Annotated in this window: 20 protein-coding genes; 11 read left to right on the top strand and 9 right to left on the bottom strand. The window is 64.0% G+C overall.

All coding sequences use genetic code 11. The features are described from left to right. Positions 1-31: 31 nt before the first annotated feature. From B0E51_RS10590 to putA, 7 genes are all read right to left on the bottom strand, one after another. Positions 32-325 carry a YcgL domain-containing protein gene (locus tag B0E51_RS10590; protein ID WP_077444868.1) on the bottom strand — a complete coding sequence of 98 codons (294 nt, stop codon included), beginning with the start codon at positions 323-325 and terminating at the stop codon, positions 32-34. 84 nt (positions 326-409) lie between these two features. Then, a complete protein-coding gene (locus B0E51_RS10595; RefSeq protein WP_077444869.1) occupies positions 410-1,825 on the bottom strand; it encodes a coniferyl aldehyde dehydrogenase in 1,416 nt (471 codons plus the stop codon). A gap of 86 nt (positions 1,826-1,911) precedes the next feature. Beyond that, positions 1,912-4,419 carry a TonB-dependent receptor gene (locus B0E51_RS10600; RefSeq protein WP_077444870.1) on the bottom strand — a complete coding sequence of 836 codons (2,508 nt, stop codon included), beginning with the start codon at positions 4,417-4,419 and terminating at the stop codon, positions 1,912-1,914. Positions 4,420-4,483: 64 nt separating this feature from the next. Then, entirely contained in the window at positions 4,484-5,641 is a 1,158-nt protein-coding gene (locus tag B0E51_RS10605; protein ID WP_077444871.1) for an SO2930 family diheme c-type cytochrome, read from the bottom strand. A gap of 17 nt (positions 5,642-5,658) precedes the next feature. After that, positions 5,659-6,897, bottom strand: coding sequence for a parallel beta-helix domain-containing protein (locus B0E51_RS10610; RefSeq protein WP_077444872.1), 1,239 nt, complete (start codon positions 6,895-6,897; stop codon positions 5,659-5,661). Between the two features lie 129 nt (positions 6,898-7,026). After that, on the bottom strand, positions 7,027-8,106 hold the full coding sequence (locus B0E51_RS10615; protein WP_077444873.1) for an AraC family transcriptional regulator: 1,080 nt from the start codon (positions 8,104-8,106) through the stop codon (positions 7,027-7,029). A 109-nt stretch (positions 8,107-8,215) separates the two neighbouring features. Beyond that, positions 8,216-11,371, bottom strand: a complete 3,156-nt coding sequence (gene putA / locus B0E51_RS10620; protein ID WP_077444874.1) for a bifunctional proline dehydrogenase/L-glutamate gamma-semialdehyde dehydrogenase PutA — start codon at positions 11,369-11,371, stop codon at positions 8,216-8,218. 284 nt (positions 11,372-11,655) lie between these two features. On the opposite strand from putA, the gene B0E51_RS10625 reads away from it, so the two are divergent. The 5 genes from B0E51_RS10625 to B0E51_RS10640 all read left to right on the top strand — a co-directional run bounded on the left by B0E51_RS10625 (position 11,656) and on the right by B0E51_RS10640 (position 15,946). Beyond that, positions 11,656-12,096 (top strand): DUF2244 domain-containing protein, encoded by a 441-nt coding sequence (locus B0E51_RS10625; protein WP_077445007.1) that lies wholly within the window; start codon positions 11,656-11,658, stop codon positions 12,094-12,096. 20 nt (positions 12,097-12,116) lie between these two features. Further along, positions 12,117-13,052, top strand: a complete 936-nt coding sequence (coxB, locus tag B0E51_RS10630; RefSeq protein ID WP_077444875.1) for a cytochrome c oxidase subunit II — start codon at positions 12,117-12,119, stop codon at positions 13,050-13,052. Between the two features lie 70 nt (positions 13,053-13,122). Next, positions 13,123-14,739: a cytochrome c oxidase subunit I gene (gene ctaD, locus B0E51_RS10635; protein ID WP_077444876.1), complete on the top strand. Its 1,617-nt coding sequence runs from the start codon at positions 13,123-13,125 to the stop codon at positions 14,737-14,739. A gap of 57 nt (positions 14,740-14,796) precedes the next feature. Further along, entirely contained in the window at positions 14,797-14,943 is a 147-nt protein-coding gene (locus B0E51_RS19500; protein ID WP_168172619.1) for a hypothetical protein, read from the top strand. Between the two features lie 115 nt (positions 14,944-15,058). Beyond that, positions 15,059-15,946, top strand: coding sequence for a cytochrome c oxidase subunit 3 (locus B0E51_RS10640; protein WP_077444877.1), 888 nt, complete (start codon positions 15,059-15,061; stop codon positions 15,944-15,946). A gap of 144 nt (positions 15,947-16,090) precedes the next feature. On the opposite strand, the gene B0E51_RS10645 is transcribed toward B0E51_RS10640, so the two are convergent. After that, entirely contained in the window at positions 16,091-16,306 is a 216-nt protein-coding gene (locus B0E51_RS10645) for a twin transmembrane helix small protein (RefSeq protein ID WP_077445008.1), read from the bottom strand. A 59-nt stretch (positions 16,307-16,365) separates the two neighbouring features. On the opposite strand from B0E51_RS10645, the gene B0E51_RS10650 reads away from it, so the two are divergent. The 4 genes from B0E51_RS10650 to B0E51_RS10665 are packed head-to-tail and all read left to right on the top strand — an operon-like array spanning position 16,366 to position 19,781. Continuing rightward, positions 16,366-17,124 carry an SURF1 family protein gene (locus tag B0E51_RS10650; RefSeq protein WP_077444878.1) on the top strand — a complete coding sequence of 253 codons (759 nt, stop codon included), beginning with the start codon at positions 16,366-16,368 and terminating at the stop codon, positions 17,122-17,124. Beyond that, the gene (locus tag B0E51_RS10655) at positions 17,121-17,690 is read left to right on the top strand and encodes an SCO family protein (RefSeq protein ID WP_077444879.1); all 570 of its coding nucleotides are present in this window, start codon (positions 17,121-17,123) and stop codon (positions 17,688-17,690) included. Before B0E51_RS10650 ends, B0E51_RS10655 begins: the two co-directional genes overlap by 4 nt. Next, a complete protein-coding gene (locus B0E51_RS10660) occupies positions 17,690-18,865 on the top strand; it encodes a COX15/CtaA family protein (RefSeq protein ID WP_077444880.1) in 1,176 nt (391 codons plus the stop codon). The genes B0E51_RS10655 and B0E51_RS10660 overlap by 1 nt, the downstream gene beginning before the upstream one ends. Before the next feature lies 1 nt (position 18,866). Next, a complete protein-coding gene (locus B0E51_RS10665) occupies positions 18,867-19,781 on the top strand; it encodes a heme o synthase (RefSeq protein ID WP_077444881.1) in 915 nt (304 codons plus the stop codon). A gap of 10 nt (positions 19,782-19,791) precedes the next feature. Here the strand turns inward: B0E51_RS10665 and B0E51_RS10670 are convergent, their stop codons facing one another. After that, entirely contained in the window at positions 19,792-21,369 is a 1,578-nt protein-coding gene (locus B0E51_RS10670) for a tetratricopeptide repeat-containing sulfotransferase family protein (protein ID WP_077445009.1), read from the bottom strand. Between the two features lie 376 nt (positions 21,370-21,745). On the opposite strand from B0E51_RS10670, the gene B0E51_RS10675 reads away from it, so the two are divergent. Continuing rightward, the gene (locus B0E51_RS10675) at positions 21,746-21,985 is read left to right on the top strand and encodes a hypothetical protein (protein WP_077444882.1); all 240 of its coding nucleotides are present in this window, start codon (positions 21,746-21,748) and stop codon (positions 21,983-21,985) included. Positions 21,986-22,141: 156 nt separating this feature from the next. Further along, entirely contained in the window at positions 22,142-24,787 is a 2,646-nt protein-coding gene (gene mgtA, locus B0E51_RS10680) for a magnesium-translocating P-type ATPase (RefSeq protein ID WP_077444883.1), read from the top strand. Positions 24,788-24,891: the final 104 nt, after the last annotated feature.

Raw genomic sequence — 24,891 nt, forward strand, 5'->3', positions numbered from 1 at the left:
GTGTTAACGCGACTGACTTAATGCGGGTGAGTCATTCGTCCCGTTCATCCCGTGGAGAGTGCGTATAGGCGAGGTGGTTGGCCGCAGCCAGCGTTTCTTTTGGCGGCAGCTGCAGGTGCCAGCCTTGCGTGCGCAGGTGCTCGAGCACCTGCGTGGTGTCCTCGATCGGCAGCTTGCGCTGTTCGTCCAGCTGCACCTCCATCACGAAACGCAATTCGCCCAGCAGCAACGCCAGCGATTCGGGCAGGCTGTCGAACGCATCGCGTTGCGCCAGCCACAGGTAGCTGTCCGGCTTGCGCTGGCTGGCATAGACAAAACACTGCATGACGGCACCTGTCTGGAATGCGTGGCTGGGGCGGTGCCCAGGGCATTCGCGAGGGTAGCAGGAGCGTGGTTCAGTCGCGCCGGTTCAACCGCGTTTCAATAGCAGGCTGAGCATGCGCTTGAAGCGTGCGCCGTACGGTGGATTGAGCAGGCCGACGCCGTTGAAGCGGGCTTGCCGGAACACCGGCTTCAGATGCGAGAACGTGTGGAAACCGGCCTCGCCGTGATAGCCGCCCATGCCGGAGGCGCCGACGCCACCGAACGGGAGGCCATGCTGGGCGATATGGAACAGCGTGTCGTTGAGGCTTACGCCACCGGCCACGGTGCGCGCCAGTACGCGGTCGATCAACGCCTGATCCTGTTCGAACAGATACAGCGCCAGCGGATGCGGATGCGCGGCGACGTAGGCGATCGCCTCGTCCAGGTTGTCGTACGGCACCAGTGGCAGCAACGGGCCGAAGATCTCTTCCTGCATCACGGTCATCGTGTCGTTGACACCGGTCAACAGCACCGGCGACAGCCGGCGCGGTTGCGTGTTGCCTGCGCCTTCGTCACCCAATGTTTCGGCCCGCGCGCCGGCGGCAACCGCGTCGTCACGCAGCGCGGCAATGCGCTGGTATTGGCGATCGGAGACGATGCTGGTGTATTGCTCGTTCTCGCCCAGCCTGGGGTACAGCCGGCCAGCGGTAGCGCGAGCTGCAGCGACGAAATCGGCCACCTGCGAACGGGGCAGCAGCACGTAGTCGGGCGCGATGCAGGTCTGCCCGGCATTGACCAGCTTGCCGAACAGGATGCGTTCCACCGCATGTTCGAAACGCGCGCCGGGCCCGATGATGGCCGGCGACTTGCCACCCAGTTCCAGCGTCACCGGAGTCAGGTTGGCGGACGCCGCGCGCATCACATGGTGACCGACCGCGGTGGAGCCGGTGAACAGCAGGTGGTCGAACGGCAGCGCGGAAAAAGCCTGCGCCACGGCGGCATCACCGGTCACGACGGTCACTTCGTCGGGCTGGAAATAGCGCGCCACCTGTTCGGCGAACAGTGCCGAGAAGCGTGGCGTGAACTCGCTCATCTTCAGCATCGCGCGATTGCCGGCGACCAGTGCGTCGACCAGCGGGCCGACCGCCAGATACAGCGGGTAATTCCACGGCACGATGATGCCGATCACACCGAGTGGCTGCGGCCGCAGCTCGGTGCGTGCCGGCAGGAACGCCAGACCGGCCAGCCGTCGCCGCGGCTTCATCCAGCGCCGGCCGTGGCCGAGCGCATGGCGGACCGCGGAGAGGCTGGGGAAGAGTTCCAGCAGGTCGGTTTCCTCGCGCGGGCGACAGCCGAAGTCGGCATTGATCGCCACCGCGAAAGGCTCGCGCTGTTCGAGCAGCATCTTCTCCAGCGTGCGCAGTCTTGCGGCGCGCGCAGGCCAGTCCGGCATCGGCGCGGCGCGTTGGGCGGTGCGCAGGAGTTGCAGGCGCTGGCTGAGGTCGGTTGCGGAATCGGTCATGGCAGGCACTTGTGTGAAGGATGCAGCATGCGCTCATGCATCGGAAATGTGTGAGGACAGGCTGCGTGGCGGCGTCGGCACCCGCGTCATAACTTCGCGCGCAGCTCCACGCCCCACATGCGCGGTGGCGTGATGTTCGCGTAAGCCGAGCCCAGTGGTGCCGCGGTATTGTCGACGCCTGTGACGTAGCGCTTGTCGAGCAGGTTGCTGACGAAGATGCCGACGCCCCAGTGATCGCCCGGCGCATTCCAGTCCAGCCGCATGTCGACGCTCTGCTGGGCAGTACCGACGGGGAAGTTGGGACTGACCTGGCAGGTGCCCTGAAACCCGGAACCGCTGTTGCAGCGCGTCTTGCCGCGAAAGCCGTAGGCAGCGTCGTAGACCAGGCTGCCGTTGAATACATTCGGCAGGGTATAGCTGAGGTTGGCGGCACCGGAGAAGAAGGGAGTGCCGGTGGGTTGGCCGGACAGGTTTTTGCTGTCTGTAGAGATGTAATGCGTGTAGGTCGAATCGATATAGGCGCCATTGAGGCCCAGCCGCAGATTGTCAGACGGCATCCACTGCAGCTCGACCTCCAGTCCATGAGCGTGCTGGTCGCTGGTGGATATCACGTATTCCGGAACGCCATTGGTACCGGCCGGCGCCGGCTGGAGCGACAGTCCCTGAAGGTTGTCGTAGGTGTAGTAGTACCCGGTCACATTGAACAACAGGTGCTGATCCGGGAACACGGTCTTGACCCCACCTTCATAGTTGGTCACGTGTTCCGGCGCGTAGATTCCGCCGACCTGCTGGAAGTTGAAACCACCGGCCTGATAGCCCCTGGTCACGGAACCGTAGGCCATCACGTTCGGGGTGAAGTGGTAGTCCAGCACCACGCGCGGGCTGACGTTGCGCCAGTTGCTGCTCCTTTGCGTAAGCACCCCGATCGGACCGGCAGTGTCGGGAGTGAAGATCAGGTTTTGCTCGAACTCGGGGAGCACAAGAGCATCGAAAAGGGGATTGCCTGACGGTGGCAGCGTGGCCAGGGTCGCGTCGAGCTGAGGGGCGTAGCGGGGCGGAATCAGCCAACTGTATTGCTTCTGGTCGAGAGTGAAACGCACGCCGGTGGTTAGATTGAGTTTGTCGTTGAGGTGCCAGATCACGTCGCCATAGGTCGCGTACGAGGTAATGGTCTGGCCGTTGTTGACCTGTTCGGTCCACGGGTCGCCGAGCAGGGAGGCCAGTTCCGGCATGGTTGGAATGAGGCTGTTGACCAGTGGCCAACCTACCTGACTGGCGAAATTGTTGAGGATCAGCGTGGTCACGGAGTTGGTGTTGACGCCGACCTGGCTGATTTGATGCGACTTCTCCAGGTAGAAACTGGTGCCGGCGACCCAGTCGATCAGGTCGGTGTTGCCGGACAGCTTGAACTCCTGGTACCAGCTGTTGCTGTGCTCGATGTTGGCGGTGTCGAGATAGGTGTTGTAGTTGTTCGTGCCGTCGTAATCGCCCAGGTTGAACGTGTCGAAGTTGCGCCACGCCGTGGTGGACGTGAAGCCACCCCAGCTGAAGGTGTGGTCGACGGTCAGGGTGGCGCCGTCGAAACGGCGCGTTTCAGCCCCGCCGACGGCGTCGTTGTACAGCGGCGAATGCAACGGGTTGACATAGGTCGCCGGGTCGGTGGGGTATGGCGGTATCGTCATGCCGTTCAGCGGCGCCGGGAGCTGTGTGTAGCTCGACAGCGGGACCAGCCCGAATGCCGGATGCGGCGCCTGCTTGAGTTGCTCATGATCCCAGGACAGCAACACCCGCGTGTCCGGCGTGATGTTCCAGCGATACACGGCGCGTGTGCCCCAGTCGTCGTTGCCACCGTAGTGTTTGCCGGTGGCGGCATCCTTGACCCAGCCGTCGCTCTGGTTGTCCAGCACGCTCACGCGCAGCGCCATGTCCTTGTTCAGCGGAATGTTGACCAGCGCGTCGCCGTAGCGCTCTCCGTAGTTGCCGTAGCGCAGGGTGGCGTTGGCTTCGAACTTGTCGCTTGGTTCATTGGTAATGATCGAGATCGCGCCGCCAGCGGAATTGCGACCGAACAGAGTGCCTTGCGGGCCTTTCAGCACCTCGATCCGCGCGATGTCGTTGAATGCCAGCAGTGCGCCGCCGGTACGTGCGGCGTAGACGCCATCCACATAGACACCGACCGCGGATTCCGTGCCGGCACCGAACCCGCTGCCACCGATACCGCGCAGTTCATACGAGGGCTGGGTCGGCTGGTCGGCACTCACCACCAGACCGGGCACGAAAATGTCCATCTTGCTGATGTCGGTGGCCGCCAGGGTCTGCACTTGCTTCGCGGTGATGATCTGCAGCGGTATCGGTACCGACTGCATCTCCTGCGAGCGGCTCTGCGCCGTCACGGTGACGTTGCCAAGCAGCTTCGCCTTGTCGGCACTGGCCTTGTCTGGGCTGGCAGGCGTGCTGCTCGCGGCAGCGGCAGCATCCTGCGGTGCTGCATTGTCGGTGGCGAACGCGAACACTGGGCTGCACAGAAGCAGGGCGCTGCCACCGAACAGCAAACTACGCAGCGCGGAAGAAAGTGGACGTTGACGCATGCTCATGCCGTGCTCCCCATGCATGGTGTGGCCGTACCTCACCGGTACGGCTCTCCGTTGTTATCGTTTCTCAATGCAACGTCACGCAGCTCCCCGGCTGCGCGGCGATCCAAGCCTTGATCAGTGCCACGCCTTCGCGATGCACCGTACTGCGGCCGATCTCCGGCATCATCGTGCCCGGTTCGGTGGACGACAGTCGATAGGGAATGATCGAATCCTCGGGCTTGCCCGGCACGATGTCGAACAGGTGGTCGCCGGTACCCTGGCCAGCAGCGGTCGGCGGCTTGCAGATGCCTATGTGGCGATCCTCCGTCGCCGCATAGTTGAGCGACAGGCCGGTGGTGTTGGCCGCACCGTTCGGGTTGTGGCAGTGGCCGCAATTGATGTCGAGGTAGGCGCGCGCACGCGCATCCAGCGGCGCCTTCGAATCGGCCCAGTTCGCGTCATGTGGTGCCGCGCCGGATGCCGGCGCGCCGCTGAGGTAACCGATCTGCATCAGGTGTTCGAGCTGGTTCTGCTCGCCGTCGGCGTAGTGATAATCCTTGTTGATGTGGCGCGCCTTCAGGCCGATCGGATGGATCTTGCGGTCGATCCAGTCCTGCGCGTGGCAGCTGGCGCACTGGCTCTCGTCCGGCACCACGTAGTTGAAATCCTCGCGCGCGGGCGTGGCGCCGGTCGGCGTGGCATCGACCAGGGTCAGCGGCAGCACCGCGCCGGTGCGGGCGAGCGTGGCCTCGGTCTGCGCGTCGTTCCACACGTACGGCATCGCCGCCCAGCCATCCTTGCGCCGTACCAGGATGCGCGTCTCGACCAGATGCACATGCGCCAGATCGAGGCCCTGGCCGGCGAAGTCGTGCGAGTAGTCGTCGGTGCGCGCGATGTCGCTGAACGTGCCACTCGTGCCACGCGGGTAATAGAACGTCTTGCTGATCACCGTGCCGATCGGGAAGTCGAACGTGTCGTTGGGGTCGTACTTCGCCGAGCTGCCCTTTGGCATCCAGATCGTGCGCAGCTTGTGCGCGTAGTCGGTGAACAGCGGCGTGTTGAGGTCATACGGCACCACGCCATTGTTGAGCTCAAGCTTGCCGTCGCGCACCTCGACCACATGCCAGTCGCTCAGCTTCGGCGGCCGGCCATCGGCGTGGAAGGCCACCGGCGGCATCCCGCGCTGACATGCCGTCAACAGCAACAGGGCGAGCAGGAGCAGGGTATGTCTGATCCACTTCATCCGCACTGACGATACCCTCACACCTTCGGCTCCGGATTCAGCACCACCGGTGGCAACTTGGGCAGGGTGCACTGATACGGTTTGGTGCCGGTGCTCGGATTCTTGTAGTCGTGCGCACCGTCCGCATTCAGCACGCCGTTGACGTCCTGGATGCAGATACGGTCATCCGGCGGCGGCAGACCGTTCACCAGATCCTTCGGGTCGCTGTAACCATCCCACAGCACGTCCGGGAAGCGGCCGCTGAGCCCGTAGACCGCGGTCTTCAGAGTCTTCAGCTTGAGTCCGTCGGGCGAATCGCCGCCGCCCGTGAGGCGGTTGCCGTAGATGTAGATGCCCTTCGGGTACGGGTTGTAGTCGGGGGCCACGCCGCGGGTGTTGTAGTAATTGGTGGAGAAGTAGCTGGCGACGATCAGGTTCGCGGTCTGGTTGTCGGCAATGTCGTTGTCGAAGATCTCCACCTTGTCGTTGGAGTTCACCACCACGCCGGAGCCGGCCGGCACGCTGGCCACCGCCGCGCCCTTGGCGGCGAAATTGCCGGTGTTGTTGGCGAACACCTTGTTCTTGAATACGCGCGAGGCATGTCCCGCCTGCGACAGGTTAGGCATGTTGAAGACCAGGATGCCGCCGGTGTTTTTCGTCGCGGTGTTCTCGTAGACGTCGGCATTGATCGAGTTCTCGATCTCGATGCCGGCGACGTTCTGCTCGGCGCGGTTGCGTCGCACGATGATGTTCTGCGACTGGCCGACGTAGATGCCGGCGTCGGAGGCGCCGATCACCACCGAATCCTCGACCAGCACGTTCTGCGTCTTCACCGGGTACAGGCCGTAGGCGCCGTTGGTGGTCTGCGGGCCGGCGGTCCACTCGATGCGCACGCCGTGGATGGTGATGTTCTTGCCTTGGTTGATCTTCAGCGCGTCGCCCTTGGTGTCCTCGATTGCCAGGTTCTCGATGGTGAAGTCGTTGGCGTTGACCAGCAGCCCCTCCGGGCCGACTACCTGGCCCTTGAACGACAACACGGTCTTGTCCATGCCGGCGCCGCGGATGGTGACGCCGTCGGTGCGCAGGCTGAGGCCGCGCTTGAGCGAATAATGGCCGGCGGGGATCTCGATCACGCTGCCGGGTTTGGCGTCGAGCAGTTGCTGTTGCAACTTGCTCTCGAAGCTGGCGTCGGACTGGCTTTGCGCGGTGGGCGTCTGGCTGCTGCTGCAGCCGGCAAGGACGGCACCGAGCGCGATGGTGATGAGCAACTTGCGCATGATCGTTGAACCCCTATTCGAACGGCATCTGCAGAGGGGTTCACTGTCACGCAATCGGCCGCGGCTGGGGAGGGCAAATCGGCCAACTGAAGGGGGGCAAATCGGCCAGTGTGACGACAAGCTGGCTGCTCAGGTTGCCGCGCGACGGGCTTCCTGCGGGGCCATGCCGGTCCAGCGCTTGAACGCGCGGCGGAACTCGCGCGGGTCGCTGAAACCGACTTCGCCGCCGATCTCGGCCACGCTCAAGTTGCCGCCTTGCAGCAGTTGCAAGGCGCGTTCGGCCCGCACGCGGTCGTGGATCTCGCGGAAGATCCGTCCACTTTCGGCCAGCTTGCGACGCAACGAGCGCTCGCTGAGGTTGAGCGTGCGCGCCACGTCATGCAGTTTCGGCGGTTGCCGCAACTGGCCACGCAACAGGCGCTCCACCGCGGCGACAATTTCCTGGTGCACGCTGCCGCCGCTTGGTCGCTGCTGCGTGCACAGCGCCAGCGCCTGGCGTGCCGTAAGTGGATTGTGACCAGGCAGCTCCTGCCCCAGCCATTGCACATCGACCAGCACGCGGTTGAGCGGCATGCCGAACTGCACTTCGCACTTGAACAGATCGGCATAGGCTTGCCGATGTGCCGGCTGCGGGTAGCTCAGTTCCAGTCGAGCAGGATTGAACGATGCGCCCAGCAACTGGCGTGCGATCGCCAGTGAACTGGCGAACAATTCCTCGCACAGGAACGGCAGCAACGCCGCGTCGCTGAAACGCGGCCACGCGACAAGCGCCACCTGGCGCTCATTGACCTCCTCGAAGGTGACGTCGAGCAGGCTTCCGCTGACCTTGTGGTTCTCGATGCCCACGCCCATCGCTTCGCCGAAGGTGCGCGCGGTCATCATGGCCAGGCCGAGCAGGCCGAAGCTGCCAAGCGTCTCGCCGCGACCCACGCTGAGCCCGAGGTCCGGTTCGCCGATGGCCTGCAGCGCACGACGCACCACCATGCTGGCCTGCCGGTACGAGATGCGCAGGGTTGGATCGCTGAGCTGGCGTCGATCCAGGCCAAGCCCGGCGAACCAGTCGTCACAGGCGATGCCGCGCGAGGCAGCCAGTTCGGTCAGGTGCACCAGCACGTTCGGTGGAATCTCGGCCGCCGTATAGCGCGGGTCATCCGTCAGCGGATGGCTGGCGGCGTGATTCGGGGCGATCAGGCTGGCGGGACGGGCCATGGTGCGTTAGTTCGGAGCGCGTGCGGGCCGGACCATGCCGGCGTCCACTCCTTTCTATCACGCATGCCCCACCGACCGCTTGCGCAATGCACAAGCGGTCTCGTGACGGTTACTCGCCGATTGTCAGCAGCGACGCGTTGCCGCCGGCGGCGGTGGTGTTGATGGTGAGCGTGCGCTCGCCGGCGAAGCGCAGCAGGTAGTGCGGGCCGCCGGCCTTGGGGCCGGTGCCGGACAGGTTCTCGCCGCCGAACGGCTGCACGCCGACCACAGCGCCGATCTGGTTGCGGTTGACGTAGCAATTGCCGACGCGGGCGTGGCTGGCGATGTAGTCGACGGTGTCGTTGATGCGGCTGTGGATGCCGAGGGTGAGGCCATAACCGGTGGCGTTGATCTGGTCCACCACCTGCTTCAGCTCGCTGCCCTTCCAGCGGATCACGTGCAGCACCGGACCGAACACTTCGCGAGTCAGCGTGGCGAGCGACGGGATCTCGTAAGCGCGTGGAGCGAAGAAGGTGCCGTTGGCGGTGAGCGCCGGATCGAGCACGACTTCGCCGATCTTCTTCGCTTCCTTGTCCATGCGCGCGGCGTGGTCGACCAGGATCTTCCTGGCGTCTTCGTCGATCACCGGGCCGACGTCGGTGGACAGCTGGCCCGGATCACCCACCTTCAGCTCTCCCATCGCACCGGCGAGCATCGCGCAGACCTTGTCGGCGATGTCTTCCTGCACGAACAGCACGCGCGCGGCGGAGCAGCGCTGGCCGGCGGACTGGAAGGCGGAGGCGATCACGTCCTTGACGATCTGCTCGGGCAGCGCGGAGGAGTCGGCGATCATTGCGTTCTGGCCGCCGGTCTCGGCGATCAGCGCGGCGATCGACGCATTGCGCGCAGCCAGCGAGCGGTTGATCGCCCAGGCAGTCTCGGTGGAGCCGGTGAAGGCGACGCCGGCCACGCGCGGATCGCGGGTCAGGGCGGCACCAACGGTCGCGCCGTCACCCGGCAGGTATTGCAACACGCCGACCGGCACGCCGGCATCGTGCAGCAGCTTTACGGCGGCGTGGCCGATCAGCGAGGTCTGCTCGGCCGGTTTCGCGATGACGGCATTGCCGGCGGCGAGCGCGGCGCTGATCTGGCCGAGGAAGATCGCCAGCGGGAAGTTCCACGGGCTGATGCAGACGAACACGCCGCGGCCGTTGAGGAACAGCTGGTTGCTCTCGCCGGTCGGGCCGGGCAACTGCTCGGGTTGACCGAACAGGCGACGTGCCATGGTGGCGTAGTAGCGCAGGAAGTCGGCCGCCTCGCGGATCTCGGCGATCGCATCGGGCAGGCTCTTGCCGGCCTCGCGCACGCACAGCGCGATGAACTCGCCGCGATGTGCTTCGAGCTGCTCGGCGGCATGTTCGAGGATCGCGGCGCGGCTGGCCGCGGGCAGACGATCCCAGCCGTGCTGGGCGGCGACCGCATTGCTCAGCGCCTTGTCGACGGTGGCGCTGTCGGCGCTGACGTAGCTGCCCACGTTCTGGCGGCGGTCGGCCGGGTTGGTCACCTGCACGGTTGGACCGTTGGCGGTCGTGCCCGGCACCAGCGGAGCCGCGGCCCACGAGCCGGCGTTGGCGTTGACCGCGTCGGCCATCGCCTTCAGTTCGTTGTCGTTGGAGAAGTTGACGCCCATGGAATTCTTCCGAAGTTCACCGTAGAGATTCACCGGCAGCGGAATGCGCGGGTGGGGGATCGAAGCGAAGCCACGCACGGTTTCGCACGGGTCGGCGACCAGCGTGCGCACTGGCACGCTCTCGTCGACGACGCGGTTGACGAAGCTGGTGTTGGCGCCGTTCTCGAGCAGGCGACGCACCAGATATGGCAGCAGGTCCTCGTGTGTACCGACCGGTGCGTACACGCGGCAGGGCACGTTGAGGTTCTGCGGACCAATCACTTCGGCGTACAGGTCGGTGCCCATGCCGTGGAGGCGCTGGTATTCGTACGGACGGCCCTGCGCGATGTGATGCACGGCGGCGATCGAGTGCGCGTTATGCGTGGCGAACTGGGGATAGATCAGTTCGATGCCGGCGTTGAACAGGCGGCGTGCGCAGGCCAGGTAGGACACGTCGGTGTTCGGCTTGCGCGTATACACCGGATAACCGGCCAGCCCGTTTTCCTGCGCGCGCTTGATCTCGGCATCCCAGTAGGCGCCCTTGACCAGGCGCACGTACCAGCGGCGATTGGCGGCGCGTGCGGTCTCGATCAGCCAGTCGATCACGAACGGAGTGCGCTTGGCGTAGGCCTGCACCACGATGCCGAGGCCGTTCCAGCCCTCGAGCGAGGGATGCGCGAACACGTCGCCGATGATGTCCAGCGACAGCTCAAGGCGTTCGGCCTCTTCGGCGTCCACCGACAGCGCGATGCCGTACTTCATCGCCAGCTGCGACAGTTCCAGCAATTTTTCGCTGAGCTGGCGATGGGCCAGGTCGCGCTTGGCTACTTCGTAGCGTGGATGCAGGGCGGACAGTTTCACCGAGATCGACGGCGCGTCGGTGTGGTTCGCGAATGGGCCGCGCGCGCCGATCGCGGCAATCGCGTTGCGGTAATCCTGCTGGTAGCGCTCGGCGGTCTCGCTGGTCAGCGCCGACTCGCCCAGCATGTCGTAGGAATAGCGGTACACCGCGTATTCCTTCTTCGCGCAGCGGTCCAGCGCTTCGTTGATCGTCTGCCCCATCACGAACTGGTGGCCCATGATGCGCATCGCCTGACGCACGGCGAGGCGGATCGCCGGTTCGCCGGCGCGGCCGACCAGCCGCTTCAAGGCACCGGTAAAATCGTGGCGGGTGTCTTCGGCGAGATTTACCAGATGCCCGGTGAGCATCAGGCCCCAGGTGGAGGCGTTGACGAACAGCGACTCGCTCTGGCCCAGGTGCTTCTTCCAGTCCGCATCGCCCAGCTTGTCGCGGATCAGCTTGTCGGCGGTGGCCTTGTCCGGAATGCGCAGCAAGGCTTCGGCCACGCACATCAGCAGCACGCCCTCTTCGGAGGACAGATCGTACTGACGCATGAAGGACTCGACCGCGCTCTGATCCTTGGCACGCAGGCGCACCCGGCTGACCAGGTCGGCGGCGAGGTCGATCACCTTTTCGCGTTCGACCGGCGGCAGGGTGGCTTGGGCCAGCAGGTCGTTGACCGCTTCGGTTTCGTCGCGCAGCCAGGCGGCAGTGATGCGTGCACGGGCTGGCCCGGCGCCGGCGGGAAGTTCGGGGCTGAGTATGGGTTGGGTCACAGAGGAAGCCGGTGCGTTTGCAGGGACGGTGGGAAAACGCGGAATTGTACGCCGGACAAGGCATGCCGGGTGCATGAGTCGCGGTCATCCGGCAATGATCCGGGAGGACCGCGACGCCCGTTGCGGGTGCATCAATCGGCGCCGATTCGCGGCTCGATGCGGAGCGCATGGGTGCGACATTCTTGCCCGCTGACTCGCCGCGGCCTATCATTCCGCTGTTCCAGGCACGCCGGATCTCCATGATCGTGCTTCGACCAGCTGCCGCCGGCCTGCCGTGCGTGACGATGTGGCTCAAGCCCAATCGCACGCTCAGCCGACGAGGGTTGCGTCGATTGATCGTGGTTCTGGTAGCGCTGGCGCTGATAACGGCAGGACTGGGTGCGTGGCAGGGGAATGTATTTGCTCCGCTGTTTGCCCTGGTTGAATCCGCCGCCGTGGCTGTCGCCTTGAGCGTGGCCTGGCGGGCCGGCGACCGCAGTGAGCGCATCACCCTCGACGCTTCGTCGCTGGAGGTGCAATCCCTGCCAGGTCGCCGCAGTGTGCGTTTCCAGTCGTACTGGGTGCGCGTGCTGCTGGAGCCGGGCAACGGGCGTCAGCGCCTGCTGCTGTCATCGCATGGGCGCAAAATGGAAATCGGCGCTTTTCTGGCGGAACAGGAACGCGTCGAGCTGTCGAAGAAACTCGTGGTGTTGCTGGCTGATTTCAATGACCAGTTGCGCAAATAGGTTCAACAAAGGTGCAAGACATGACATCTGGCGGCATCAGGCGATCATTCACGGCATGGGCGGCGCTTGCCCTTGCGTCGTTCGGCGGCGTGGCTCAGGCCGATCCGAGTCCGTACCAGCTGAACATGGAGCGCGGTGCGAGCACCTGGTCACAGGTGCCGTATGACCTGAACAACATCTCGCTCGGCGTGTGCGTGGTGATCGGCATCCTGGTGTTCGGCGCGATGTTCATCGCCATGTTCCGCTTCCGCAAATCGCGCGGTGCGGTGGCCGAGAAGTGGTCGCACAACACCATGCTGGAGGTCGTCTGGACCACGATCCCGGTGATCATCCTGATCGTGCTGGCCTACCTGGCCACCGGCGGGATTACCTCCTGGTCCGACACCACCGGTTCGCAGATGACGGTCAAGGTCACCGGCTACCAGTGGAAGTGGCGCTACGACTACGTCGACTACCTCGGCAAGCCGATCAGCAAGGTCGGCTTCATGTCCAAGCTCGATACGCAGAGTGACCAGACCCGTCAGCTCGGCTCGGGCATGGATCCTTACGCGGTCAAGGTCGGCGACGAGAACACCTACCTGCTGAACGTGGACAAGCCGCTGGTCGTGCCGGTCGACACCAAGATCCGCTTCGTGATCACCGGTGCCGACGTGATCCACTCCTGGTGGGTGCCGGCGCTGGGCTGGAAGCTCGATGCGATTCCCGGAATCATCAATGCGGCCTGGACCAACATCACGGTGCCGGGTACCTATCGCGGCCAGTGTGCCGAGCTGTGCGGCCAGGATCACGGCTTCATGCCGATCGTGGTGGTGGCCAAGTCGAAGGCGGATTTCGCCACCTGGCTGGCCGAACAGGAGGCGCAGTCGGCGGCTCCTGTCGCGGCACCGGCGGCGGCCTCCACGGCAGCTGTACCGGCGTCCGCCCAGTCCGCTGCGGCGCCTGCCACGGCCAAGTAAGGCTGATTCCCAGCAACTCGCAGTCTCATTGCAGTCGCATTCAATATTTTCAGGTTAGAGGTGTAAGGCCATGTCCCACGCAGCCACCCATGATCAGCACGATGATCACCACGGCGCGCCGAAGAGTTTCTTCCAGCGTTGGTGCATGTCGACCAACCACAAGGACATCGGCACGCTGTACCTGGTCTTCGCGCTGGTGATGTTCTTCATCGGCGGCAGCTTCGCGATGCTGATCCGCGCCGAGTTGTTCAAGCCGGGTCTGCAGCTGATGCAGCCGTATTTCTTCAACCAGCTGACCACCATGCATGCGCTGGTGATGATCTTCGGCGCGATCATGCCGGCCTTCGTCGGACTCGGTAACTGGATGATCCCGCTGATGGTCGGTGCGCCGGACATGGCGCTGCCGCGCATGAACAACCTGTCGTTCTGGATCCTGCCGTTCGCCTTCACCCTGATGCTGTCCACCCTGTTCATGGCAGGCGGTGGGCCGGCCGGTGGCTGGACGATGTATCCGCCGCTGTCGCTGCAGAGCGATTCGCTGGCTTACGTGGTGTTCGCGGTCCACCTGATGGGTATCAGCTCGATCATGGGCGCGATCAACATCATCGCGACCATCCTCAACATGCGCGCGCCCGGCATGGAGCTGCTGAAGATGCCGGTGTTCGTGTGGAGCTGGCTGATCACGGCGTTCCTGCTGATCGCGGTGATGCCGGTGCTGGCCGGTGCGGTGACGATGCTGCTCACCGACAAGTACTTCGGTACCAACTTCTTCAACCCGGGCGGCGGTGGTGACCCGGTGCTGTACCAGCACATTTTCTGGTTCTTCGGGCATCCCGAGGTGTACATCATGATCCTGCCGGCGTTCGGGATCATCTCGGAGATCATCCCGACCTTCGCGCGCAAGCCGATCTTCGGCTACAAGGCGATGGTGTTCGCGATCGCCTCGATCGCCTTCCTCTCGTTCATCGTGTGGGCGCACCACATGTTCGCGGTCGGCCTGCCGATGGGCGCCGAGATCTTCTTCATGTACGCGACGATGCTGATCGCGGTGCCGACCGGCGTGAAGGTGTTCAACTGGGTCAGCACCATGTGGGGCGGCTCGATGACGTTCGAGACGCCGATGCTGTTCGCGATCGCGTTCGTCATCCTGTTCACCATCGGCGGCTTCTCCGGCCTGATGCTGGCGCTGGTGCCGGCCGACTTCCAGTACCACGACACCTACTTCGTGGTGGCGCACTTCCATTATGTGCTGGTGACCGGTGCGCTGTTCGCGATCATCGCCGCCACCTATTACTGGCTGCCGAAGTGGAGCGGCCGGATGTACAGCGAGTTCTGGGCCAAGATGCACTTCTGGAATTCGGTGATCTGGGTCAACGTGCTGTTCTTCCCGCAGCACTTCCTGGGCCTGGCCGGCATGCCGCGCCGCATCCCGGACTACAACGTGGCCTTCGCCAACTTCAACATGGTCAGCTCGATCGGCGGCTTCCTGTTCGGCGCCTCGCAGCTGATCTTCCTCGGCGTGCTGATCCATGGCGTGTGGTTCTCCAAGAAGAAGGCCACCGACCGTGTGTGGGAAGGTGCCAAGGGTCTGGAATGGACGGTGCCGTCGCCGGCGCCGCACCACACCTTCGAGGTGCCACCGGTGATCCACGACGACGAGCTGGCGCACGGTCACGTCAACGATTGACCATCCATCAGGGCGCCCGTGTCGGAAACGGCGGGGTGCCTGGAGAAACCGATCCACATGACGCAACCGAAAATGCAGCAGCCAGCCATTGATCAGCCCGATGCGGACCGCCGCAAGGGTGTACGGCGTACCGTGACGATCCTGGTGGCGATCGTGGCCGCGTTCTTCCTGGTGTCGTTCGTGCAGATCGTGCTGATGAAATAGCGGTACCGCAGTCGCTACATGTGTTCTTCAACCGGTCGGGTTTGACGACCGGCATGCAGTTCCCCGGTCGGCCTGACGGGGTTAAGTCATCAAGAGAAATCCACGGGGTCTCACCATGGGTCAGCAGCACGACGCTTACTTTGTTCCGGCCAAGAGCTACTGGCCGTTCGTGGCCGCAGTGGTCATGTTCACCACCGTATTCGGTGCCGCGCACTGGCTGAATGCGGAGCCCGGCGACGCCGGCTTCGGCAAGACCGTGTTGCTCATCGGTGTGATCGGCGTGCTGGGCATGTTCTTCGGCTGGTTCCGCTCGGTGATCAACGAATCGCTCTCCGGCAGCTACAACCACCAGGTGGACGTCTCGTTCCGCATGGGCATGATGTGGTTCATCTTCTCCGAGGTGATGTTCTTCGGCGCCTTCTTCGGTGCGCTGTTCTACATCCGCATGTTCTCGGTGCCGTGGCTGGGTGGTGAAGGTCATGGCACGCTGACCCATGAGTTCCTGTGGAACAACTACGCTGCCTCGTGGGGTGCCAATGGCGGCAATGGTCCGGAGCATGCCGGTGGCGCATTCTCGACCGTGCCGGCGTGGGGTCTGCCGTTGCTGAACACGCTGATCCTGCTCAGTTCCAGTGTCACCGTGACGATCGCGCACCATGCGCTGCGTGCCGGTCATCGCGGCAAGATCCTGGTGTTTCTCGGCCTCACCGTGCTGCTGGGCGCGCTGTTCCTGAACTTCCAGGCGCACGAGTACATCGAGGCCTACAAGGAGCTGAACCTGACCCTGCACAGCGGCGTCTACGGTTCGACCTTCTTCCTGCTGACCGGCTTCCACGGCCTGCATGTGACGCTGGGTACGATCATGCTGGCGGTGATCTGGTTCCGCGTGCTGAAGGGTCATTTCAACAAGGATCACCATTTCGGCTTCGAAGCGGTGGCGTGGTACTGGCATTTCGTCGACGTGGTCTGGCTCGGCCTGTTCATGTTCGTTTACATTCTTTGAGCCGCTTACCGACTCAAACAACAAAAAGCCCGCCATTGGCGGGCTTTTTGTTGGAAGATCCGGTCACTGACAACTGCTGTCGATGGGCACCATATCGCGCGATTTGTCGCGGCCAGACCGAACTGTCGATACAGCCGGGTACAATTACCGGCCGACGTCGTGCGGATGCAGCCAACCCATCCAGATACCGAGCGCGACCATGCCGATCAGCACCAGCGACAGGCCGATGCGACGGGTCAGCGCCCACACGGTGCGCTTGTCGTCGTCCTTGTCGGTCATCATGAAGTACAGCGCCTGGCCGAGACTGAAGATCACCACCAGCAGCACCACCACCAGCGCACATTTGTAGACGGTTTCCACGTGATTGATCCGATCCATTTCGACCTCGACAGTATAGCGACCGCCGGCAGGCACGCCGCGTGATCGGATTCCGTCGTCCGCCATGGTGGGCGCTGCTGCTGACTGCGGCTGGCGCGTTGCTGTTCATACGTTTGGGCGTCTGGCAGCTGCATCGTGCCGACTTCAAGGAAGCACTTCTGCGGCGGTATGCCGCATCGGCTTCCGCGCCTCAGCAGGACTTCGCCAGGGTGGCCGAAACACCACCGGCCGATGGCTTCCCGCGGGTGCAGGTGAGTGGCCGTTACCTGGCCGATCGGCTGTATCTGCTGGACAACCCCCAGCATGACGAACGCGGCGGGGTGGAAGTGTTCGCTCCGTTCGCGTTGCGCGACCAGGCGAAGCTGCTGCTGGTGGATATGGGCTTCCTGCCGGGCAACGGCACTGCGCAGGTACCGCAATTGCCGCCCTTGCCGACGGGCGAGATCAGCCTGCAGGGTCTGTACGTGCCGCCGCCGCCGCTCGGATTCGAGATGGGTGGTGATGCGCTGGCGCGGCAAACCCGATGGCCGAAGAGCAGCATCTTCCTGGATCCGCTGGCGGTCGCCCGCGACCTCGGCCGCCCGCTGTATCCGCGCGTGCTGGCGCTGGATACCGATCCGGCTTCGATCTACGTGCGTGTGCACACACTCGACTTTTCCTCGATGCCGCCGGCACGGCACCGCGCCTATGCGTTCCAGTGGTTCTCGTTCGCCATCGCGGCGGTGGTGATCCTGCTGGTGCTCAATCGCAAGCGCAAGCCGCGCAAATCCCACTCCCAGAATGACGATGAAGTCCGATGAAACCAGTTGATTCCGTAGCGTTGCGTCGCAGCCGGATGTTCCTGATCCTGATCGCGCTGGTGTTTGCCGCGCCGATGATCGCGGCCGGTCTGCTCACCTGGAGCGGCTGGCAGCCGGGCGCGAAGGGCAATGGCCAGCCGATCCAGCCACAGCGCAATTTCGTCGACGAGAAACTGCAGGTGCAGCTGAGCGATGGCCAGACTTACGCCTGGCGCGACAGCGAGCCGCGCATGACCCTGGTGGCCCTGGCCGGCCCCGACTGCGCGAAGGAGTGTCTGGTGACGCTGACCAGCATGGCCGCCGCCCGCGTCACGCTCAATCGCAACCAGTCGCGCCTGCGCCTGCTGTATCTGGGCACACCACCGGCGAACGACGATCGCGACGGCATGAAGAACTACTGGCAGATTGGCGAAGATGTCGCGGGCAAGCTGACCAGCTACCGGCCGACCACGCCGGACAGCGTCAGCGCCCTGCTGGTGGAGTCCAACGGCACCGCGCTGTCGTGGTATCCGGCCGGGTTCGATGCGTCTGGCCTGCGCAAGGATCTGCAGAAGGTGATCAAGTGATGGCGTCGCGCTCGTTGAGGGTGCTGCGCGGGCTGTCGCTGCTGGCCGCGGCGTTTGCACTCGGACTGGTGATGTTCGGTGCGTTCGTGCGGCTGTCCAATGCCGGCCTGTCCTGTCCGGACTGGCCGACCTGCTATGGCGAGGCGACCTGGCCGCAACATGCGCAGGCGGTGGCGAAGGCCGATGCGGCCTTCCCCGATCGCCCGTACGAGGCGCACAAGGCCTGGCGCGAACAGGTGCACCGCTTCCTCGCCGGCACGCTCGGTGTGCTGGTGCTGCTGCTGGCGTTGCTGGCGAGCTGGCGTCGATACGGCGCACAGCTGGCGATCATCGTTGCCGCCGTGTTTGCAGCCGTCGGGGTCGGTCTGTACATCAGCGGCGAACATCGGTGGTCGTCGTTGCTGGCCGCGTGCGCGATCGCGCTGCCGCTGCTGGCCGCGGTCACGCTGCGCCGACCGGGCGCGTGGCGGATCAGCGTGCTGGCGCTGGCGGTGATCATCTTCCAGGCGATGCTCGGCATGTGGACGGTGACACTGCTGCTCAAGCCCGTCGTGGTGATGGGGCATCTGCTCGGTGGCATGACCACGTTCGCGCTGCTGGCGTACGCGGCGCTGCGTTTTGCCGGCATCGGTGCGCCGGATGACCGGTTGGCCGACCTGCGTCGGCTGGTGGTGATCGGCGTGATATTGCTGTTCTGCCAGATCGCGCTGGGCGGCTGGACTTCGGCGAACTATGCGGCACTGGCCTGCGGCTACGGCCCGGGCTCGTTTCCGCAGTGCCTGAATCAGTGGGCGCCGCCGACCGACTTTCATCAGGGCTTCGTGCTGTTGCGTGGTATCGGCGTCAATTACGAAGGCGGCGTGCTGGACATGGCGGCGCGCAGTGCGATCCAGCTCGTGCATCGATTCGGCGCACTGGTGGTGTTCTGCTATCTGGGCTGGCTGTCGCACAGGCTGGCCCGGCGCGGCCTGCGCGTCTTTGGTATCGCGATCGCCGTGGCGCTGGTGAGCCAGGTGTTGCTGGGCATCAGCAATGTGTACTTCGGTTTGCCGCTGGCGGTGGCGACCGCGCACAATGGCGTGGCCGCACTCTTGCTGTTCACCTTGCTGGCCACACTGGCGCGTACCCAGCGTCGGCATGACGAGTCGATGTCCCTGTCGCTGGAGCCACATTGAGATGGATCTGAGCAGAAATCTGATCAGCGAATACCTGCAACTGACCAAGCCGCGTGTCGTCGCGCTGCTGGTGTTCTGCGCGGTGATCGGCATGTTCCTCGCCGTGCCGGGCATCCCGCCGTGGCGCGCGCTGGTGTTCGGCACGCTGGGCATCTGGATGGCCTCCGGTTCGGCCGCCGCGTTCAACCACCTGGTCGACGAGCGCATCGACAAGCTGATGGCGCGCACCGCGCGGCGTCCGTTGGCCACCGGCTCGCTCACTCCGCGCCAGGTGCTGGTGTTCGCGGTGCTGCTTGGCATCGCCTCGATGCTGGTGCTGGTGCTGCTGGTCAATCCGCTCACCGCGCTGCTCACCTTCGGCGGGTTGATCGGTTACGCGCTGGTCTATACCGCGTACCTGAAACGCGCGACGCCGCAGAATATCGTTATCGGTGGTCTGGCCGGGGCGATCCCGCCAGTACTGGGTTGGACGGCGGTGACCGATGCCCTGCACCCGTTCGCGTTGCAGCTATGCCTGATCATCTTCGTGTGGACGCCCCCGCATTTCTGGGCGCTGGCGATCTTCCGCCGCGACGACTACGCACGCGCGCAGGTGCCGATGCTGCCGGTCACCCACGGCGTGGTCTACACCCGCTGGCAGGTGTTGTTCTACACCGTGCTGCTGGTGCTGGTGACCCTGCTGCCGGCACTGACCGGGATGAGCGGCCTGATCTATCTGGGCGGCGCGGTCGTGCTGGGCGCGGGCTTCCTGTATTACGCCGTGCGGCTGCTGAATCCACCGGATGAGCTGTTTCCGATGAAAGTATTCAAGTACTCCATCGTGTACCTGATGGCACTGTTTGCGTTCCTGCTCGCCGACCACTGGCTGGTCGAGCCGATAGTGCAGCAGGGGATGGTATTCCAGCGCGCGCTCTGAGTACCGCGTTTTACGGTTTGAGTGCGATGCCGGCACTCTCCAGCAGTTCCTTGAGTTCGGTCAGTTGTGTTTCGTACTGCTTCCAGCGTTGGACCGCGCTGCGGTAGATCGGCTCACGCACCTGCACGGCGCTGGCCGTGGTGGCCGGTGCCTGATTGTTCTCGAAATGCAGGCAGGCGTCATTCCACGGCAAGCCGCAGAACTCCAGCAACTCCCGCGACTTGGCCTCCTGTGTATCCACCAGCGTTTCGTAGTCCATTTCCAGGACGCGCCCAGGAAACGCCTGTTTCCAGTGCGCCATCAGGCGATCGAACAAGATGTAGTACCTGCCGGTGTCGAGCAGGTCGTACGAATAGTCGTGGTACGGTGATGCTGACGCGAAGAGCTGGCGGAAATTGCTGAGACAGGTGTCCATTGGATCGCGCCGCAGGCAGATGATCTTGGCATTGGGCAGCGCGTTCGCGATTGCACCGGCATACAGAAAATTGTGCGGCAACTTGTCGATGAAGCGCGGCTTGTGACCGGTATCGGGGCGGGTGCTGGCCAGATAGGCGTTGCCCAGTTGTTGCCAATCGACTTCACGCGAACGTTCGATGGTGTCCATGTCGAGCAGTTGAGGCGTGCGGCTGCCGGAAGCGCGTTTTAACGCGATCCCGAAGTTCTGCAATTCGCCGGCTGCATGCACGTCCGGGTGACTGGAGAGGATGCGTTCAACCAGGGTGGTGCCCGAGCGCGGCATGCCGATCACGAAGATCGGCTCATCGCTTGAACAGCCAGCGCCGACGGGTTGTGGTTCGGGCGATGCCTGGATCAACTTCTCAAACAGGACTTCATCTTGCCGCGGTGAATAGTGGCGCATGCCGCCGGCGGCCACCTTGCCGGCGACGAGGTACTCGAATGCTCTGGGGTAGTCGCCCAGATCCTCGTACTCCTTGGCCAGCGCCAGCTGCAGGTTCATCTGTGCCGTTGGGTTGTCCGTGCTTTTCGGTAACAACGAGTGCAGGCGCTCCAGATGATTGTTGGTCGCGCTCTGCTTGCGCAGTTGCGACAAAGCCAGGTGCACGCCCCAATGATCTGGCGCCAGTCGGAGGCAGGACTCGAGTTCGCGCTCGGCGTCATCCAGTCGGCCGAGGAATACCAGCGATTTGGCGAAGTTGTAACGGTAGTTGGGATGTTGCGGTGCCAGCGTGACAGCACGCTCATACAGCGCGGTTGCACGTTCGTGGGCATTGGCGCGCGTGAAAATGACACCAAGCGTGTCGAGCGCGTGCGCATCCAGGGGCAGCAAGGTGAGAGCCCGATCCGCGATGGTCATGGCATCGGCTGAAAGATTGACCATGGACAGCGCCTTGGCGAATTGCGTCGCATAGTCGGCACGTAGCGGATACAGCTGAGCAGCTCGCTGCAAGTACTGCAGCGCCTGCGACATCTGCTGCAGTTCCAGTGCCGACAGTCCCGCGAGGTAGTGCAGTTCGGCATGGTTCGGTGCCTGCGGCAATAGTTGCATCGACAGTTCCAGTGCCTGTCGCCAGTTCCTCTGGTTGTAGGCAGAGGTGGCTTGGGCGTAAAGCTTGGCGGGATCAGTCATGGGGTTCCGGATCGATGCAGGCGGATGGTCGATGATCATGCGGCGTGCCGGCATTGTATGTATTACGTGTCATTGCGCGTGCTGCCCGGAATCCGTCGGTCCGGATGCGATTGATGGGTTGACACTTGCGCAGCGCAGCACGACAATGCGCGCGCCTCCCGGCGCACTGCATCGGCTGGCTCCCAGTCCTGACAAACCAAGGCATATGGACGTTTACCCTAGTCGCAACGTCGACATCCGCGAGCATCGGATGCCGGCATTGCATAACAAGCTGATTGTCTGCGGCGACCGCCTGCGGTCGGCTGGCGCTTTCCTCGACTAGGGAAGACCGGCCCACCTCTACGGTGCCGTAGGCGCCGTAACGAGGAGATGGGCTATGAAGCTCCTTCGCGATTTCGTTTTGCTGCGCACGGTGCGCCGGCTGCTGGCTGGTCGTCGTGACTCTGTGCGCGCCGGTTACACCGTCACCGTACCTGCCCCGCTGGCAAAGCCGGCCGGCAGCAATGTGATCGAATTGCACCGCCGGGCTGCTTCGCCCGTCAGCGGGCCTTCAATGCAGGTCCACGGCGATGCGCTGCCATCGTCCGTACATCTCGCTCTGGTATCCAGTCGCTGATGGTCGCCATGACGTCATGCAAGGGATGGCCTCCGCCAGCGGCGGTGCCATTCCGGCCGCGTGGGCGGCCATGCGCACCGACGGTGGCGCAGTTGGCGGATTGATTCCGCAGACTCGCACCGGCGGCAGGCATCAGCGAATTCACGGAAGCGGGTCATGAACAAGCAATCCAATCAGACTGCCGCGGGCAAGGTGGCGGGCAAGACGGCGGCCGTGCATGCGGTGGTGGCGCAGGAAGCCTTCCGCGCGAACGACGAACTGTTGGCGGCGCTGGAAACCACGCCGGCTGGCCTCGATGAGGAACAGATCGAGGCGCGGCTGCATCGCGACGGCATCAACGAGGTATCGCACGAGAAGCCGCCGCACTGGTCGCTGCAGTTGCTGCGTGCGTTCAAGAACCCGTTCATCATCGTGCTGCTGGTGCTGGCGGTTGTACAGATATTCGCCACGCCGGACGACATGTCCGGGCCGATCATCATTGCGGTGATGGTGGCGATCAGCGTGTTGCTGAACTTCACCCAGGAATTCCGTTCGTCGCGCGCGGCCGAGAATCTCAAGGCGATGGTGCGCAATACCGCCACGGTCACGCGCAAGGCGTCCGATGGCCACAGCGAGCAGATCGAGGTGCCGGTGGTCGAGCTGGTCGCCGGTGACATCGTGCACCTCGGCGCCGGCGACATGGTGCCCGGCGACCTGCGCCTGCTCAGCGCGAAGGACCTGTTCATCAGCCAGGCGATCCTTACCGGCGAGTCGCTGCCGGTGGAGAAGTCCGCGCCGGCGCGCATGAGCGGCCCGCAGCATTACGACAACGCGCTGGAGCTGCCCACGGTCTGCTACATGGGCACCAACGTGATCAGCGGTACCGCCACGGCCGTGGTGGTGGCGACCGGTGCGCGCAGCTATCTCGGCTCACTGGCGCACAGCATGTCCGGTCAGCGGGTGCAGACCAGTTTCGACCGCGGCGTGAAAAGTGTCAGCTGGCTGCTGATCCGCTTCATGGCGGTGATGGTGCCGGTGGTGTTCCTGATCAACGGGCTGGACAAGCACAACTGGACCGAGGCTTTCCTGTTCGCGCTGTCTGTCGCGGTCGGCCTGACCCCGGAAATGCTGCCGCTGATCGTCACGGCCAACCTCTCCAAGGGTGCACTGGCGATGTCCCGGCGCAAGGTGGTGGTGAAGCGGCTCAACGCGATCCAGAATTTCGGCGCGATGGATGTGCTGTGCACCGACAAGACCGGCACACTGACGCTGGACAAGATCGTGCTGGAGCGCCATCTCGACCTGGACGGCGAGGAGTCCGACGAGGCGCTGGAATTCGGCTACCTCAACAGCCGCTTCCAGACCGGCCTGAAGAACCTGATGGACAAGGCGGTGCTGGAACATCGGGATCTGGAGGCGGCGGCGATGCGCTACCGGGTGATTGACGAGATCCCGTTCGATTTCCAACGCCGGCGCATGTCGGTGGTGGTGGCGAAGGATGATGGCGAGCACTTGCTGATCTGCAAGGGCGCGGTCGAGGAGATGCTGTCGATCTGCGCGTATGCCAGGGTCGGTGACGTCACCGAACCGATGACCGATGAGCGCCGGCGCGACATCAAGGAGATGACGCACAAGCTCAACGAGGATGGTCTGCGTGTGCTGGTGGTCGCGGTGCAGCGCGAGCCGAGCCACGACCGGCCCTATAGCGTGGCCGATGAAAGCGACCTGATTGCGGTCGGTTGCCTGGCGTTCCTCGATCCGCCGAAGGATTCGGCCGCCACGGCCATTCGCGCGCTGCACCAGCATGGCGTCGAGGTGAAGGTGATCACCGGCGACAACGAGGCGGTGACGCGCAAGATCTGCCGCGAGGTTGGACTGGACGTGGCGCACTCGGCCCAGGGCAAGCAGATCGAGTTGCTCGACGATGCCGCGCTGGATGAGCTGGTGGCGCGCACCACCGTGTTCGCCAAGATGTCGCCCTTGCAGAAGGCACGCGTAGTGCGCTCGCTGCAGCGGCAGGGCCATACCGTGGGTTTCCTCGGCGATGGCATCAACGATGCGCCGGCGTTGCACGATGCCGATGTCGGCATCTCGGTGGATACCGCGACCGACATCGCCAAAGAGTCGGCCGACATCATCCTGCTCGAGAAGAACCTGATGGTGCTGGAGGAGGGCGTGCTGGAAGGGCGCGTCACCTTCGGCAACATCATGAAGTACATCAAGATGACCGCCAGCTCGAACTTCGGCAACGTGCTCAGCATGCTGATCGCGAGTGCGTTCCTGCCGTTCCTGCCGATGCTGCCGCTGCAGATCCTCGTGTTGAACCTGCTGTACGACATCTCGCAGCTGTCGATCCCGTTCGACCGCATGGACGAGGACTACCTGCGCAAGCCGCGCAAGTGGGATGCCGGCGACATCGGTCGCTTCATGGTGTGGGTGGGGCCGGCCAGTTCGGTGTTCGACATGACCACCTTCCTGCTGCTGTGGTACGTGTTCGGTGCCAACTCGGCCGCGCACCAGTCGCTGTTCCAGTCCGGCTGGTTCATCGAGAGCCTGCTGACGCAGACGCTGGTGGTGCACATGATCCGCACGCGCAAGATTCCGTTCCTGCAAAGCAGTGCCGCGGCGCCGGTGCTTGGACTGACCACGGCGATCATCGTGATCGGCATGCTGCTGCCGTACACCGCGATCGGCGCGAAGATCGGCATGATGGAAATGCCGCCGGTGTATTTCGCGTGGCTGGCATTGACCGTGGTGGCGTATTGCGCGCTGACCCAGCTGGTGAAGGTGGTCTACACGCGCCGTTATGGACGCTGGCTCTGACTTTCTGGCCTTCTCCACGAAGGACAAGTGCGCCGGCCTGCTGCAGGAATGGCCGGTGCACGAAGCCGAATATCGGCGTGGCGTAACACTTTTGTCATCGATAT

The sequence above is a fragment of the Rhodanobacter sp. C05 genome (genome assembly GCF_002001165.1).
In the GTDB taxonomy this organism is placed as follows: domain Bacteria; phylum Pseudomonadota; class Gammaproteobacteria; order Xanthomonadales; family Rhodanobacteraceae; genus Rhodanobacter.

Coding starts and splice junctions, on each gene's coding strand:
- B0E51_RS19500 (WP_168172619.1), top strand. CDS start 14,797: ATGACGCAACCGAAAATGCAGCAGCCAGCCATTGATCAGCCCGATGCG.
- B0E51_RS10600 (WP_077444870.1), bottom strand. CDS start 4,419: ATGAGCATGCGTCAACGTCCACTTTCTTCCGCGCTGCGTAGTTTGCTG.
- B0E51_RS10625 (WP_077445007.1), top strand. CDS start 11,656: ATGTGGCTCAAGCCCAATCGCACGCTCAGCCGACGAGGGTTGCGTCGA.
- B0E51_RS10670 (WP_077445009.1), bottom strand. CDS start 21,369: ATGACTGATCCCGCCAAGCTTTACGCCCAAGCCACCTCTGCCTACAAC.
- B0E51_RS10655 (WP_077444879.1), top strand. CDS start 17,121: ATGAAACCAGTTGATTCCGTAGCGTTGCGTCGCAGCCGGATGTTCCTG.
- B0E51_RS10615 (WP_077444873.1), bottom strand. CDS start 8,106: ATGGCCCGTCCCGCCAGCCTGATCGCCCCGAATCACGCCGCCAGCCAT.
- B0E51_RS10640 (WP_077444877.1), top strand. CDS start 15,059: ATGGGTCAGCAGCACGACGCTTACTTTGTTCCGGCCAAGAGCTACTGG.
- ctaD (WP_077444876.1), top strand. CDS start 13,123: ATGTCCCACGCAGCCACCCATGATCAGCACGATGATCACCACGGCGCG.
- B0E51_RS10675 (WP_077444882.1), top strand. CDS start 21,746: ATGAAGCTCCTTCGCGATTTCGTTTTGCTGCGCACGGTGCGCCGGCTG.
- B0E51_RS10665 (WP_077444881.1), top strand. CDS start 18,867: ATGGATCTGAGCAGAAATCTGATCAGCGAATACCTGCAACTGACCAAG.
- B0E51_RS10595 (WP_077444869.1), bottom strand. CDS start 1,825: ATGACCGATTCCGCAACCGACCTCAGCCAGCGCCTGCAACTCCTGCGC.
- B0E51_RS10605 (WP_077444871.1), bottom strand. CDS start 5,641: ATGAAGTGGATCAGACATACCCTGCTCCTGCTCGCCCTGTTGCTGTTG.
- B0E51_RS10660 (WP_077444880.1), top strand. CDS start 17,690: ATGGCGTCGCGCTCGTTGAGGGTGCTGCGCGGGCTGTCGCTGCTGGCC.
- coxB (WP_077444875.1), top strand. CDS start 12,117: ATGACATCTGGCGGCATCAGGCGATCATTCACGGCATGGGCGGCGCTT.
- mgtA (WP_077444883.1), top strand. CDS start 22,142: ATGAACAAGCAATCCAATCAGACTGCCGCGGGCAAGGTGGCGGGCAAG.
- B0E51_RS10590 (WP_077444868.1), bottom strand. CDS start 325: ATGCAGTGTTTTGTCTATGCCAGCCAGCGCAAGCCGGACAGCTACCTG.
- B0E51_RS10610 (WP_077444872.1), bottom strand. CDS start 6,897: ATGCGCAAGTTGCTCATCACCATCGCGCTCGGTGCCGTCCTTGCCGGC.